The sequence below is a fragment of the Brevundimonas sp. VNH65 genome (assembly GCF_049445955.1).
GTDB lineage: Bacteria > Pseudomonadota > Alphaproteobacteria > Caulobacterales > Caulobacteraceae > Brevundimonas.
On sequence record NZ_JBMSDX010000004.1, the window covers coordinates 211,293 to 223,667 of the forward strand.

The 12,375-nt window shown below is 70.2% G+C and carries 11 protein-coding genes; 5 read left to right on the top strand and 6 right to left on the bottom strand.

From position 1 onward, the window contains the following. Positions 1 to 249: 249 nt before the first annotated feature. Positions 250 to 975 carry a helix-turn-helix transcriptional regulator gene (locus ACO2Q1_RS09390; protein ID WP_423329242.1) on the bottom strand — a complete coding sequence of 242 codons (726 nt, stop codon included), beginning with the start codon at positions 973 to 975 and terminating at the stop codon, positions 250 to 252. A 334-nt stretch (positions 976 to 1,309) separates the two neighbouring features. Here ACO2Q1_RS09390 and ACO2Q1_RS09395 point away from each other — a divergent pair, with 334 nt between their 5' ends. Both ACO2Q1_RS09395 and ACO2Q1_RS09400 read left to right on the top strand, forming a co-directional pair. Continuing rightward, on the top strand, positions 1,310 to 1,918 hold the full coding sequence (locus tag ACO2Q1_RS09395) for a glutathione S-transferase family protein (protein WP_423329243.1): 609 nt from the start codon (positions 1,310 to 1,312) through the stop codon (positions 1,916 to 1,918). Positions 1,919 to 1,929: 11 nt separating this feature from the next. Further along, positions 1,930 to 2,331, top strand: a complete 402-nt coding sequence (locus tag ACO2Q1_RS09400; RefSeq protein WP_423329244.1) for a DUF1398 domain-containing protein — start codon at positions 1,930 to 1,932, stop codon at positions 2,329 to 2,331. Positions 2,332 to 2,338: 7 nt separating this feature from the next. Here ACO2Q1_RS09400 and ACO2Q1_RS09405 read toward each other — a convergent pair whose 3' ends face one another. The 3 genes from ACO2Q1_RS09405 to otsB all read right to left on the bottom strand — a co-directional run bounded on the left by ACO2Q1_RS09405 (position 2,339) and on the right by otsB (position 6,448). Then, positions 2,339 to 3,769: an alpha,alpha-trehalose-phosphate synthase (UDP-forming) gene (locus ACO2Q1_RS09405; RefSeq protein ID WP_423329245.1), complete on the bottom strand. Its 1,431-nt coding sequence runs from the start codon at positions 3,767 to 3,769 to the stop codon at positions 2,339 to 2,341. A gap of 79 nt (positions 3,770 to 3,848) precedes the next feature. Further along, positions 3,849 to 5,645: a glycoside hydrolase family 15 protein gene (locus ACO2Q1_RS09410; RefSeq protein WP_423329246.1), complete on the bottom strand. Its 1,797-nt coding sequence runs from the start codon at positions 5,643 to 5,645 to the stop codon at positions 3,849 to 3,851. After that, positions 5,642 to 6,448, bottom strand: coding sequence for a trehalose-phosphatase (otsB, locus tag ACO2Q1_RS09415; protein WP_423329247.1), 807 nt, complete (start codon positions 6,446 to 6,448; stop codon positions 5,642 to 5,644). Before otsB ends, ACO2Q1_RS09410 begins: the two co-directional genes overlap by 4 nt. 202 nt (positions 6,449 to 6,650) lie before the next feature. Between otsB and ACO2Q1_RS09420 the strand changes: the two genes are divergently transcribed. Both ACO2Q1_RS09420 and ACO2Q1_RS09425 read left to right on the top strand, forming a co-directional pair. Further along, on the top strand, positions 6,651 to 7,646 hold the full coding sequence (locus tag ACO2Q1_RS09420) for a KpsF/GutQ family sugar-phosphate isomerase (RefSeq protein ID WP_423329248.1): 996 nt from the start codon (positions 6,651 to 6,653) through the stop codon (positions 7,644 to 7,646). Positions 7,647 to 7,685: 39 nt separating this feature from the next. Continuing rightward, the gene (locus ACO2Q1_RS09425) at positions 7,686 to 8,945 is read left to right on the top strand and encodes a glycosyltransferase family 4 protein (RefSeq protein ID WP_423329249.1); all 1,260 of its coding nucleotides are present in this window, start codon (positions 7,686 to 7,688) and stop codon (positions 8,943 to 8,945) included. A 106-nt stretch (positions 8,946 to 9,051) separates the two neighbouring features. Here ACO2Q1_RS09425 and ACO2Q1_RS09430 read toward each other — a convergent pair whose 3' ends face one another. Beyond that, entirely contained in the window at positions 9,052 to 10,059 is a 1,008-nt protein-coding gene (locus tag ACO2Q1_RS09430; RefSeq protein WP_423329250.1) for an LLM class flavin-dependent oxidoreductase, read from the bottom strand. 157 nt (positions 10,060 to 10,216) lie between these two features. Between ACO2Q1_RS09430 and ACO2Q1_RS09435 the strand changes: the two genes are divergently transcribed. Then, on the top strand, positions 10,217 to 11,164 hold the full coding sequence (locus tag ACO2Q1_RS09435) for a hypothetical protein (RefSeq protein ID WP_423329251.1): 948 nt from the start codon (positions 10,217 to 10,219) through the stop codon (positions 11,162 to 11,164). Positions 11,165 to 11,186: 22 nt separating this feature from the next. Here the strand turns inward: ACO2Q1_RS09435 and ACO2Q1_RS09440 are convergent, their stop codons facing one another. After that, complete coding sequence (locus ACO2Q1_RS09440; protein ID WP_423329252.1) at positions 11,187 to 12,350, bottom strand: aminotransferase class V-fold PLP-dependent enzyme; 1,164 nt, start codon at positions 12,348 to 12,350, stop codon at positions 11,187 to 11,189. Positions 12,351 to 12,375: the final 25 nt, after the last annotated feature.

A 12,375-nucleotide genomic window follows, 5' to 3' on the forward strand; every position in this document is an offset into this window, starting at 1 on the left:
AAGACCGCCCTCTGCCAGACTCCTCCCTCTCCCGGTTGGGAGAGGGATTGAGCGCACGGCGGCGCAGCCGTCGTTCTGGCGCTCAAGGGTGAGGGGACGGACGGTGGGGTCGGCGAAGCCGCATCACGGGCGGTGCGACGGCTTGCGCCGAACTCCAAACCGTCCCCTCATCCGGCCCTGCGGGCCACCTTCTCCCAACCGGGAGAAGGAAGGGGGGTGACCGAACCTCTCCCGACAGGACAAGTCCAATCAGGGGGCGTGGGCGTCGGTGCGGGAGAGGTAGGCGCGGTGTTCGGCCTCCATCATCGCCGTCCAGCGGGCGCGGAGCTGGGCGGGGCGGGCCGGGTAGCGGTCGTCGAGGAAGACGGCGTCGCGAACCCGGTCGGTGCGGAAGGTGCGGAAGTCGTCGCGTGTTTCGCACCAGCAGACGAGCAGGCGGGTCGTCTCGCGATAGCCGACCAGGATGGGCCAGACGACGCGCCGGCTCTCGCGGCCCTGTTCGTCGGCGTAGTCGAGGCGCAGCTTGCGGCCGGCGCGGATCCAGGCCCGGACCTGGCCCATGTCCAGTCGATCGGCCTCCGCCGGCTTCCAGACCGGGCCGGAGCTGACCGCCGGCTCCAGCACCACGGGACGGAGGCGATCTGGCACGGTCGCCGCGATCTTGGCGATCAGGTCGCGGGCGGCGCGCGCAAGGGCCGGATCGCCGCGTCCGGCCACCCACTGGGCGCCGAGCACCGCCGCCTCGATCTCGTCGGAGGTCAGCATCAGGGGCGGCGTGTCGAAGCCGCCGTCCAGCACATAGCCGATGCCCGCCTCGCCCCGGATCGGCACCCGTTGACCCATCAGGGCGGCGATGTCGCGATAGACGCTGCGTTTGGAGGTCTCGAGCTCCACGGCGATGGCTTCAGCCGTCAAGGGGCGCGAGCTGCGGCGCAGCAGCTGGACGATCTGGAACAGGCGGTCGGCGCGTCTCATGACATCTCTTGGGCGCTATCGCTCGCGACGCGGTCGCTCGCTGCTTGAGCGCGTTCTTTCCTTAATTCTGGCGCTATCGCTCGCCGCGCGGCGGCTCGCTGCTTGAGCGCGCTTCCCACTTCTTCGGGCGACAGCGCGCGCTGCATGAGCGCATTCCTTCCTCGTTTTTCGACCGTCATCGCGGCGTGGAAACCACTCTGAACCTACGCTGCTGACAGCATGCTGGCAGCAGGGTGGCAGTAATCAATCCCTGTCGCCGGGGAGGGCTCGGCGGCTTTGCGCTGATGCAGCGAGCGACCGCGTCGCGAGCGATAGCGCCCAAGGAGGGTAGCCCATGCTGACGCTTTTTCATGCGCCGTGGTCGCGGTCGTCGCGACTGGTCTGGTTGGTCGAGGAACTGGGGGCCGATTGCGACATCCGCTATTGCGACATCGTTCGAGGCGACGGGACCGGCGCGAGGGATCCGGGCAATCCGCATCCGGACGGCAAGGTTCCGGCCCTGACGCATGACGGCGCCCTGATCACCGAATCCGGCGCCATCGCCGTCTATCTGAGCGGCCTGTATCCGCAGGCCGGACTGGGATTTCCGGTCGGATCGACCGAGCGCGGGCGGTTGCTGACCTGGATGTTCTGGGCCTCGGGCGAGATGGAGCCGGCGTTCTGGAGCGCCATCAGCGGCGAGATCGACGCCGACCCCCTGGCGCGGCGGCGTTATGACCAGGTGTGCGACCGCCTGATCGAGGCGCTGTGGGAGGGGCCGTGGCTGATGGGCGACCGGTTCACCGTCGCCGACGTCATCATCGGCAGCGCCCTGATGTGGGGACGCCGGCATCTGCCCGACAGTCCGGTGTTCGACCGCTATATCGCGCGACTGAACCAGCGGCCAGCCAAGATCCGCGCCGACGCCCGCGACGGGGACGTCGCCCTGACGCGCGCGGCGTGAGGGAGATGAGGATGACCGACGAGGTCGTGGATGTCGCCCGCCGTTGCCTGGACGCCGCCGAGACGGGCGCGATGAGCTTTCCCGAGATCGTCGGCGCCCTGGTGGCGGCGGGGGTCGAGAGCTATCGCGTCGACTTCCGCCGCGCCCGGGCGGCCTACTATCGCGCGGACGGGAGCGCGTTCGAACTGGCCGCGCCGTTCGAACCGCCGCCGGTGGCCGAAGCGTTCGACGCCGGAGCGCTGCGCGCCGCCATCGCCGAGGCCCAGGCCGGGGCGCCGGGTTACACCTATCCGGGGTTCCGACAGAAGGCGGCCGCCGCGGGATGCGCCGACTATCTGGTGTCCGCTCCCGGCCGGCGGGCGCTCTATGTCGCACGGACCGGGGAGACCCACGTCGAACGGTTCCCGGACTGAGCCGGGCTCAGGCGGCGTCGGGCCGCGCGGATCGGGATCCGGCCTCGTCGCCGTTCGCGGCCACCGGTGCGGCGCGCAGGGCGGCGACATAGGCGTCGCGCCAGACCGAGACGTCGGTGTCGCGCACCACCTGCATCAGGGCCTTCCATTTCCGGATGCGTTCCTCGCGCGGCATGGTCAGGGCCTTGTGGATGGCGTCGGACAGCTCCTCGCGGCTGAACGGATTGACCAGCAGGGCCTCGCCCATCTGTTCGGCGGCGCCGGCGAAGCGCGACAGGATGAGGACGCCGGGATCGTCCGGATTCTGGGCCGCGACATATTCCTTGGCGACCAGGTTCATGCCGTCGCGCAGGGGGGTGACCAGGCCGAGCCGGGCGGCGCGATAGATGCCCGCCAGCTGGTCCCGGCGATAGGTCCGGTTCAGATAGCGGATGGGCTGCCAGTCCATGTCGGCGAACTCGCCGTTGATCCGGCCGGCCAGGGCGTCGAGCCGGGCGCGGATGTCCTGGTAGGCGTCGACCTCGTCGCGGCTGATGGGCGTGACCTGGACCAGGAAGACGTCGCCATGTTTTTCGGGATGGTCCTGGAGGAACTGTTCGTAGCCGACCATCCGCTCCTCCAGCCCCTTGGAGTAGTCGAGCCGGTCGACCCCGACCATCATCGAGCGGAAGGCGGACGAGGCGGCCATCCGGTCGTAGGTACGCACGCCCAGCGGCGAATCCCGCGCCGCCAGGAAGCCGTCCACGTCGATGCCGATGGGGAAGACGCCGGTCTGGACCCGGCGGCCGAAACACTCCAGCCCGCCCTCGCCGTCCAGTTCGCCGCGCGCCTCGGACACCACATAGTCGCGGAACAGATCCAGCCACTCCTCGGTGTGGAAGCCGACCAGATCATAGGCGAACATGGATTCGACCAGCCGCCGGTGGTGCGGCAGGGTGACCAGCAGCTGGCGCACCGGCCAGGGCGTGTGCAGGAAGAAGCCGATCCGGTTCGTGACGCCGAGGCGGCGCAGGTGCCAGGCGATCGGGATCAGGTGATAGTCGTGGACCCAGATCAGGTCGTCAGGCTGGACCAGGGGCGCCAGGACCTCGGCGAAGCGGCGGTTCACCCGCTCGTAGCCCTCGCCGTAGGACCGCTCATAGGCCGTCAGATCGACGCGATGGTGGAACAGGGGCCAGAGCGTCTTGTTGGCGTAGCCGTTGTAGTATTCCTCGACGTCCTGGGCCTCCAGATCGACCAGGGCGACCTGGACCCCGGCGCGGTCCTCGAACTTGGGCTCGCCGGTGAAGGTCTCGACGGTGTCGCCAGACCAGCCGAGCCACAGGCCGTCATAGGCCTTCAGGGCGGCGGAGAGGGCCATGGCGAGCCCGCCTGCGGAGCCCGCGGCAGGATCGACCGGCGCGGAGACGCGGTTCGAGACGACGATAAGACGAGGCATGGCCCGTCAAACGCACAAGCTTGGCCTTGGATGCAACGCGATGTCGTGATCGAACTGTGATGACAGGTGATCGGCGGCGTCAGCGCACGTCCGTCCAGGAGCGGCTGAGCAGGACCGCGCAATTGATGATGCCGACAAGCGAATAGGTCTGGGGGTAGTTGCCCCAGAGCTCGTTCGTCTCCAGCGCCAGATCCTCGCTGAGCAGGCCGGCGTGGGTGCGGTGCGACAGCATCTCCTGGAAGATCTCGCGCGCCTCCTCGATGCGGCCGTTCTGGTGCAGGGCCTCGATGAACCAGAAGGTGCAGAAGTTGAACGCGGTTTCCGGCTCGCCGAAGTCGTCGGGCTCGACGTAGCGGAACAGATAGGCGCCCTTCTTCAGATCGCGTTCGATGGCGTCGAAGGTGGCCACCTGGCGTGGGTCGAGGGCGTCGAGGAAGCCCAGATCGACCAGTTGCAGCAGGGAGGCGTCCAGCTCACGACCGCCGAAGCTGGCGGCGAAACGGCCTTCATCAGGCAGGAAGGATTCACGTTCGATCCGTTCACGGATGATATCCGCCCGATCACGCCAGGTCTCGGCCCGCTCACGCAGGCCCAGATGGTCGGCGGCCTTGGCCAGGCGGTCGCAGGCGGCCCAGCACATCACCGAGGAATAGACGTGCACCCGGGCTATGGTGCGGAACTCCCACAGGCCGGCGTCGGTCTGATCGTGCATGGCGAAGGCGCGTTCGCCGACCCGCTCCAGGGCGTGGAAGTCGTCCACCGTGCCGGGGCGGATCAGGCGGCTGTCGTAGAAGCTCTGGACCAGGGGCAGGACGATCTGGCCGTAGACGTCGTGCTGGAGATGTTCGTGGGCCTGGTTGCCGACGCGGACGGGCTTCATGCCGCGATAGCCTTCGACGCTCTCGACGATGCGCTCGCCGATGCCGGGTTCAAGCCCGACGCCGTAGACGGGCTGGACGTGGCCGCCCTGGGCGTCATCGACGAGGTTCCGCAGATAGACGAGATAGTTCTCGAGGATGTCCACCGCGCCGAGTCGGTTGAGGGCGCGGACCGTGTAGTAGGCGTCGCGGATCCAGCAGTAGCGGTAGTCCCAGTTGCGGCCGCTTTCCGGGAACTCGGGCACCGAGGTGGTCAGGGCCGCGACGATGGCGCCCGTCTCCTCGTGCACGCACAGCTTCAGGGTGATGGCCGCGCGGATCACGGCCTCCTGATAGTCGAGCGGGATGTAGAGGGTGCGGACCCAGTTGCGCCAGTAGGCGACGGTGCGGTCGAGCGCCGCCTGGACGCCGGGGCCGACCTCCTGGTCATAGCCTTCGTCGGGGCCGAGGAAGAAGCTGTAGGGCCGCTCCAGCCGGAAGGTGCGTTCGGCCAGGACGTGCGACACCGGGCAGTCGGTGGTCAGCCGCATCGTCAGGTCGGCGCAGATGTAGCGGATGTGGTTGGAGCCGGAGGTCGCCTCGGCGCGACGGCCGCCCCAGTCGGCGGCGGGGCGGAGACGGATCGTGACCCGCGGCGATCCGGCCAGCGGACGGATGATCCGCCCGAAGGCCAGCGGTCGATAGGTGCGGCCGTGCTTCAGGTGGCGGGGCGCGAAGTCGATGATCTCGACCGCCGCCCCGTCTTCGGCCGTCAGGACGGTGCGCAGGACCGGGGTGTTGCGGACATAGGCCTGATCGACCCGCTTTAACCCGTCCAGTTCCACGGACCAGAAGCCGTGGTCGGGCGCGTCGCCGTCCATCAGGGCCGAGAAGACCGGATCGCCGTCCACGCGCGGCGCGCAGGCCCAGACGAAACGGCCGGAGCGGTCGATCAGGGCGCTGATGGCGCAGTTGCCGATCGGGGCGAGATCGAGCGAGGGGCGGGGATCGGTGATCATGCGGCGTCTCCCTCGGCTTCCAGGGTGTCGGAGACGCGGTCCAGCCAGTCCAGCACGGCGTCGGGATCGGCCAGGCCGTGGCGAGCGCGGGTTTCGCGCGGCGGCCCGACCAGGACGCCGAAGCCGCCCAGGGCCTCGGCGGCGGCGAAGGCGTGCTCATCGGTCAGGTCGTCGCCCAGCATGATCGGGGTGGCGCCCATGAACGGCGCCTCCTGCATGAAGGCGGTCAGGGCCGTGCCCTTGTCGGCGCCGGGAGTCTTCAGCTCGACCACCAGTATGCCGGGCTGGACGCGCAGGCCGTGCCGCTCGGCGATGTCGCGGGCGGCGGCCAGGGCGTCGGTCTCGTGCCGCGGGCCGGCGCGGTAGTGCAGGCCGACGGAGACGCCCTTGCGTTCGACGATCAGGCCGGAACGATCCTCGGCGAAGGCCGTCAGTTCGGCCTCGGCGGCGGCGACGCCGGGCGCGGCCTCAATGTCGATCCGATCGCCGTTGGCGCGGCGCCGGGTCAGGCCGTGGACCCCCGCCGCCGCCGGAGAGGCGCCGTCGGCGATGCGGTCGATCTCATCCAGGGTCCGGCCGCTGAGAACGGCGACGCGCCCGCCCAGGGCCGCGACCAGACGGGTCACGGTCGCGGTGCGGCGCGGATCGGCCACGACCGCCTCGGGCGTGGGGGCCAGGGGCGCCAGAACGCCGTCCATGTCGAGGAAGATCGCCGCACGGCCGGTCGGAAGCGGCGGCGGCGCGAGGCGGCGCGGCGCGGTCTCCAGGACGTCAGTGACGGACGATCCGGTCAGGCTCGGCATGATTTCTCCATGATGCAGCGGCGCTCCCCGGCGATAGGAACGCACGAACACGGCAAAGGTTGAGCGGAAAGCCGTCGCGGCCTCGCCATTGCGCACAGCCGAGGATTGGCGCAATTCGTTCGGAAAATCAGAAAGGCTCGCGCGCCGGACGACAGACTCGACCGAATGGCGCAGAACGACGGGCCGTCTTCCAGGAAGTTTCATGTTCCCCGATATCCAGTCCTCCACCCCCGAACAGGTCGCCGCCATGACCGACCGGGCCCGTCAGGTCACCCAGTTGAACATCGAGGCGCTGCAGGCGCTGGAGCGGTCGATCGACGCCGGGCTGGCCCGGGCCTGTGACGTCATCCTGTCGCGGCCCGGCTATGTGGTGGTCACGGGCATGGGCAAGTCCGGCCACATCGGCGGCAAGATCGCCGCCACCCTGGCTTCGACGGGCACCAACGCCTTCTTCGTCCATCCGGCCGAGATGAGCCACGGCGACCTGGGCATGCTGCGCCACGACACGACGCTGCTGGCGATCTCGGCCTCGGGCGAGAGCCGGGAACTGCGCGACCCCCTGACCTTCTGCCAGCGCAACCGCATTCCGGTCATCGGCATGACCCAGAGACCGAACAGCCTGCTGGCGCGGATGTCGGAAGTGGCCCTGGTGATGCCCAATGTGGCCGAGGCCTGCCCCAACGGCCTGGCGCCGACGACCTCGACCCTGATGACCCTGGCCCTCGGCGACGCCCTGGCCATGGTGCTGATGGACCGGCGCGAATTCACGGCCCAGGATTTCGGCCTGCACCATCCGGGCGGGTCGCTGGGCATGAGTCTGCAAAGCGTCCGCGAATGGATGGGGGACGTCTATTCTCCGCCGCCCAGCGTGCCCGAAAGCGCCACCTTCGCCGAGATCGTTTCGGCCATCACCGAGGGGCGCAAGGGCGCGGTGGCCGTGGTGGCGGAAGACGGGGCGATGACCGGCATGATCACTGACGGCGACATCCGCCGCGCCTTCACCCGCGACACCTCGTCGGTCGCCGCCACCGACATCATGAGCCGCACGCCGATCACGGCCCATCCGGACCAGAGGATGAGCGACGTCGTCGACATGCTAACCGCCAACAAGATCTCCAACGTCTTCGTGGTCGAGGACCAGAGGCCGACGGCCATCATCCACGTCGCCGAACTGATGCAGGCGGGCTATATCGCCTGATCCCCACGCGGAGCGCGGGCCCCGCGAGACCGAAGCCGAATGACGACCGACATCCTTTTCGACGCCAGCCGGTTGATCAGCCGCACCGAACGCGACGCACCGACCGGGGTGGATCGGGTGTGTCTGGCCTATGCGGAATGGGTGCTGGACCGGCCCGACCTGCGGCTGGTCCCGGTGCGGAGCCGTCATGACCGGCTGGTCGCCGTGGACGCCGACTGGTTCGCCGACGTCGTGCGCGATCTGCGGCGCCGGTGGACGCGCGGGGCGCCGTCCGGCCCCGTATCGGTCTCCGAAGATGAGGCTCGACTCTTCGCCGTTCTGAACGCCGAGACGACCGGCCGCGTCTCGTTGCGCAGCCCCGTGATCGAGCCGGGCCGACCCGACAGCGCGCCCCGGCGACGGCTGAGGGTGATGCGTCAGTTCCTCAGGTCGCAGAAGACGACGGAGATCCCGACCGGCCGGTCCTATTTCAACGTCGGCCACACCAGCCTGAACACGCCGGAAATCCTGACCTCGCTGAAGGCGCGGGGCGTGGCGTCGGTGGTGCTGTTGCACGACCTGATCCCCATCACCCATCCGGAATACTGTCGGCCCGGCGATGACGCAAAGCACCGCGTCCGCGTGCTGAACGCCCTGACCCACGCGTCCCGCATCCTGGTGAACTCCGAATACACGGGGCTGGAGCTGAGGCGGTTCGCCGAGGCCGAGGGCCTGACGCCGCCGCCGATCGACGCCATCCACCTGGGGCTGGAGCCGGGGTTCCAGGTCACGGCGCCGGCGCAGACGGCGCGGCCGTATTTCGTCCATGTCGGCACCATCGAGGCGCGCAAGAACCTGGCCTTCCTGCTGACCGTGTGGCGGCGGCTGTGCGAGCGGATGGGTGAGGCGACGCCGCAACTGGTGCTGGTCGGGCGCTGGGGCTGGGAGAACGAGGCCGTGCTCGACCATTTCGAGCGGTCGCCCCAGCTTCAGGGAAGGGTGCATCAGGCGGCCGGCCTGGGCGACGAGGCCCTGGCGCGGTTGATGGCGGGGGCGCGGGCCGTGCTGGCGCCGTCGTCGGTGGAGGGATTCGATCTGCCGGCGGTCGAGGCCTCAGCGATGGGGATTCCGCTGATCGCCTCGGACATCGCGGCCCATAAAGAACTGGTCGGCCACGCCCGGCTGATCGATCCGCTGGACGGTCCGGCCTGGCTGTCGGCGCTGGAGGCGGCGACGCGGAAGCGGCCGAAGGCGCCGGCCTACGCCGCCCCGACCTGGCCCGCGCATTTCGCCGAGGTCGAGCGGCGGGTCGGAATCTAAAGCCTGATCGGTTGAGGTGGAATCGCTCCGCGATCCCGCCGATGCCGTGAATCAGGCCCCAGGGATGGCTGGACCGAAATCTGAGCTGTGTTGGACGGCGTCCCACTCAGCCGATTTCGGTCTGGGCCGCCAGCCCCGTCGCCTCGGCCAGGATCTCGATCGAGCGAACGCGGGCGGCGTGATGCCAGATCTGGCTGGTGACCATCAGTTCGTCCGCCCCGGTGCGGCCGATGAAGGCGTCGATCCGCGCCTTGACCGTCTCGGCCGAACCCACGGCGCTGCAGGCCAGGGCGGCGTCGATCATGCCGCGCGCGGCGGGATCAAGGCGCGCCTCATAGTCGGCGACCGGAGGCGGCAGCTTGCCGGGCCGGCCGGAGCGGAGGTTGACGAAGGCCTGTTGCAGCGAGCTGAACAGGGTGCGGGCCTCGGCGTCCGTCTCGGCGGCGAAGACGTTGTAGCCCAGCATGACATAGGGGCGGTCCAGCCGATCGGACGGCCGGAAGGTCGAGCGATAGACGTCCAGAGCCCGATCCAGTTCCTGCGGCGCGAAATGGCTGGCGAAGGCGTAGGGCAGACCCAGGTGGGCGGCCAGCTGCGCCCCGAAGGTGGACGAGCCCAGAATCCAGATCGGCACGTCCTGCCCCTCGCCCGGATTGGCGCGGATGCGCTGGCCGTCCTGGGCCGGGGCGAACCACTGCATCAGCTCCATGACGTCCTCGGGAAAGCGATCGACGTCCCCGTCCAGATGGCGACGCAGGGCGCGGGCGGTGGCCATATCCGTGCCCGGGGCGCGACCGAGCCCCAGGTCGATGCGGCCCGGATGGAGGGCGTTCAGGGTGCCGAACTGTTCGGCGATGACCAGGGGCGCATGGTTGGGCAGCATGACCCCGCCGGCGCCGACGCGGATCGACCGGGTCGCCGCCGCCACCGCCCCGATGACCACCGCGGTCGCCGCCGAGGCGATGCCGGGCATGTTGTGGTGCTCGGCCAGCCAGTAGCGGTTGAAGCCCAGGCGTTCGGCGTGACGCGCCAGATCGACGGTGTTGGCCAGGGACCGGGAGACGTCGGAACCTTCGGGCACGGGGGCGAGGTCGAGAATGGAAAGCGTGGTCATCAGGCCCATATGGGGCGGGTCGCAGCCCATCCAAGATCGCGTATCGGGCGACCGGGGGCGACGCGGCGGCGTTTCCCGCGTTACAAGGGCGTGACGATGACGACGACCGCCGCCCGATGCCCCTGACACGACGACAGCCGAGTAGGACCGCCGCCGCATGCGCCGCTTTCTGATCTGGTCGGGCCTGGCCGCCCTGATCGGCCTGGTGCTGGCCATCGCCGGGGTCTGGGCCTACGGCCATTTCTACGCCCGGTTCCAGCCGGTGACGATCGATCGCAACCAGGGCGAGGTCGAACGGCTGCTGGCCCAGTCGTCATGGATTTCCGAGACCGAGGGCGGCGAACCGGCCGTCTATGTGATCGGCGCGCCGACCGATCCGGCCCTGCGCGGCTGGCTGGGGGAAGAGGGCGCCAAGCTGCGCGCAGCGGGCGCCCAGGTGCGGGTCGTCGCCTTCCTGCCGGCCGGCGAGGACGGTCGCCCGCAGGGTACGGCCGCCGATCGCGCGGCCCTGGCCGAGCTGTGGCTGGGGCGCGATCCGCGCCTGCTGCAGCAATGGCTGGCGAGCGCGCCCGGAAGCTGGAAGGCGCCGGGCCTGGCTCCGGCCGACGGCAATCTGGCCCGCAGCGCGGTGGCGGGCGCGGGCGCAGGCTTCGCCCGTGATCTGGCCGGCGAGCTGGGCCGGGCTGGAGTGCAGGTGCGGTGGCCGATGGTGATCTGGCGCGACCGCGAGGGCTTCCTGCGGGCCTGCGCCTGTTCGGACCGCCGGTCGTGGGCCTTCGTCCGCGACGAACTGAACGCGCCGGACGCCATCGGCCGGGACGCGGCGCCGGCCCTGCCGCTGGAGCCCGACGTCGAAGAGGTTCCGGCGACGCCCCTACCCGCGCCCCTGCCCTATCCGCAGCTCGGCCCCAGCCCCGCGCCGTCCCCGGCGCCTGAGGCCGCGACCCCGCCCGCAGCGACGCCGACACCCGCCCCGGCGGAACGCCCGGCCGCGCGACCGGCGCCGCCGTCGCGGCTGGAGCGGCCCACGCCCCGCCCCGCGCCCGCCAAGCGGGAACCCAGCCGTCCCCGGCCGCCGGAAGAGGAAGACACCCGCTTCTACTGACGTCGCCAGAGATCGGGCGGGATCAGTCCAGCGCCGCGCAGGCCGAGACCAGGGCTTCGACGTCGGCGTCATCCTGATAGAGGCCGAAGCCAAAACGGATCACGTCGTCGCGGACGTCCGTGACCACGCCGCGCTCGAGCAGGGCGGCGCGCCAGGCGGCGGCTTGGGGATGGCGCAAAGCCAGGAAGCGGGCGCGCGGCGCATCGTCCGTGATCGGATTGAGGGCTTCGGCGTGGCTGAGCGGCCCGCAATCGCCGTCGCCCAGGGCCTGGGCGAAGCGCGCCTGAAGTCCGCGTGCATGGTCGGCGATGCCGGCGGTGGTCAGGCCCTGGTCGTCCAGCAGGCGGCGCACGGCGTTGAAGCGATAGAGGGCCGAGACGTCGAAGGTGGCCCCCCAGAACCGTCCGCCGTCGGCGCGATAGCCGACGCCGCCCGCAGGCCCTTCCAGATCGCCGAACTCGGCGAACCAGCCGGTCATGACCGGTCGAGGGCAGAAGCCCGGCGGGGCGTGGAGGAAACAGGCGCCCTCGCCGGCCATGGCGTATTTGTAGCCGCCCGCGACATAGAACAGCCGGTCCGCCAGCCCCGACAGGTCGGTCGGCAGGGCCATGAAGCCATGATAGCCGTCGACGACGACCCAGGGCCCGTCCGGCCGGGCCAGGGCGGCCAGTTCGGCCAGGCGGTCGAACACCCGTCCCGAACGGAAGAAGACCTGGCTGACCAGGATCAGGTCATGGCCGCCTCGACGCGCGGCCGCCAGGAAGCGGTCGGCGAAGTCAGCGAACGGTTCGACGGCCACGCGCTCGACCACCGCCTGACCGGCCTCTTCCCAGCGTTGGGCCTGACGGCGGAAGGAGTGGAACTCGCCGTCGGTGGACAGGATGCGCGCCGGCGTCCGGTCGAGCCCGGAAACCAGCCGAACCAGCAGGTCATGGGTGTTGGGCGCGAAGACGACGCTGTCGGACGAGGGCAGGCCCAGCTCACGGGCGACGTGCCCCTGCGCCTCCGGCACGATCTCGCCGAAGATCAGGTCCCACTTGCGATCGGCATGCCGCGCCGCATCGTCCCAGGCGGCCTGCTGGGCGTCGAAGCTGACGTCCGGCCAGAGATGATGGCTGTGGGCCGCGAAATGCAGACGGCCGGGCGCCAGGGACAGGGCGCGGGAGAAGAGGGGCTTGAACGACATCGGCCGACCCTAGCGCGGGCCGGCC

Excerpts from the sequence above, each read along its gene's own strand:
- ACO2Q1_RS09425 (WP_423329249.1), top strand. The coding sequence starts at position 7,686 with ATGACGACCGACATCCTTTTCGACGCCAGCCGGTTGATCAGCCGCACC.
- ACO2Q1_RS09410 (WP_423329246.1), bottom strand. The coding sequence starts at position 5,645 with ATGATCACCGATCCCCGCCCCTCGCTCGATCTCGCCCCGATCGGCAAC.
- ACO2Q1_RS09430 (WP_423329250.1), bottom strand. The coding sequence starts at position 10,059 with ATGACCACGCTTTCCATTCTCGACCTCGCCCCCGTGCCCGAAGGTTCC.
- ACO2Q1_RS09420 (WP_423329248.1), top strand. The coding sequence starts at position 6,651 with ATGTTCCCCGATATCCAGTCCTCCACCCCCGAACAGGTCGCCGCCATG.
- ACO2Q1_RS09440 (WP_423329252.1), bottom strand. The coding sequence starts at position 12,350 with ATGTCGTTCAAGCCCCTCTTCTCCCGCGCCCTGTCCCTGGCGCCCGGC.
- ACO2Q1_RS09400 (WP_423329244.1), top strand. The coding sequence starts at position 1,930 with ATGACCGACGAGGTCGTGGATGTCGCCCGCCGTTGCCTGGACGCCGCC.
- ACO2Q1_RS09395 (WP_423329243.1), top strand. The coding sequence starts at position 1,310 with ATGCTGACGCTTTTTCATGCGCCGTGGTCGCGGTCGTCGCGACTGGTC.
- ACO2Q1_RS09405 (WP_423329245.1), bottom strand. The coding sequence starts at position 3,769 with ATGCCTCGTCTTATCGTCGTCTCGAACCGCGTCTCCGCGCCGGTCGAT.
- otsB (WP_423329247.1), bottom strand. The coding sequence starts at position 6,448 with ATGCCGAGCCTGACCGGATCGTCCGTCACTGACGTCCTGGAGACCGCG.
- ACO2Q1_RS09390 (WP_423329242.1), bottom strand. The coding sequence starts at position 975 with ATGAGACGCGCCGACCGCCTGTTCCAGATCGTCCAGCTGCTGCGCCGC.
- ACO2Q1_RS09435 (WP_423329251.1), top strand. The coding sequence starts at position 10,217 with ATGCGCCGCTTTCTGATCTGGTCGGGCCTGGCCGCCCTGATCGGCCTG.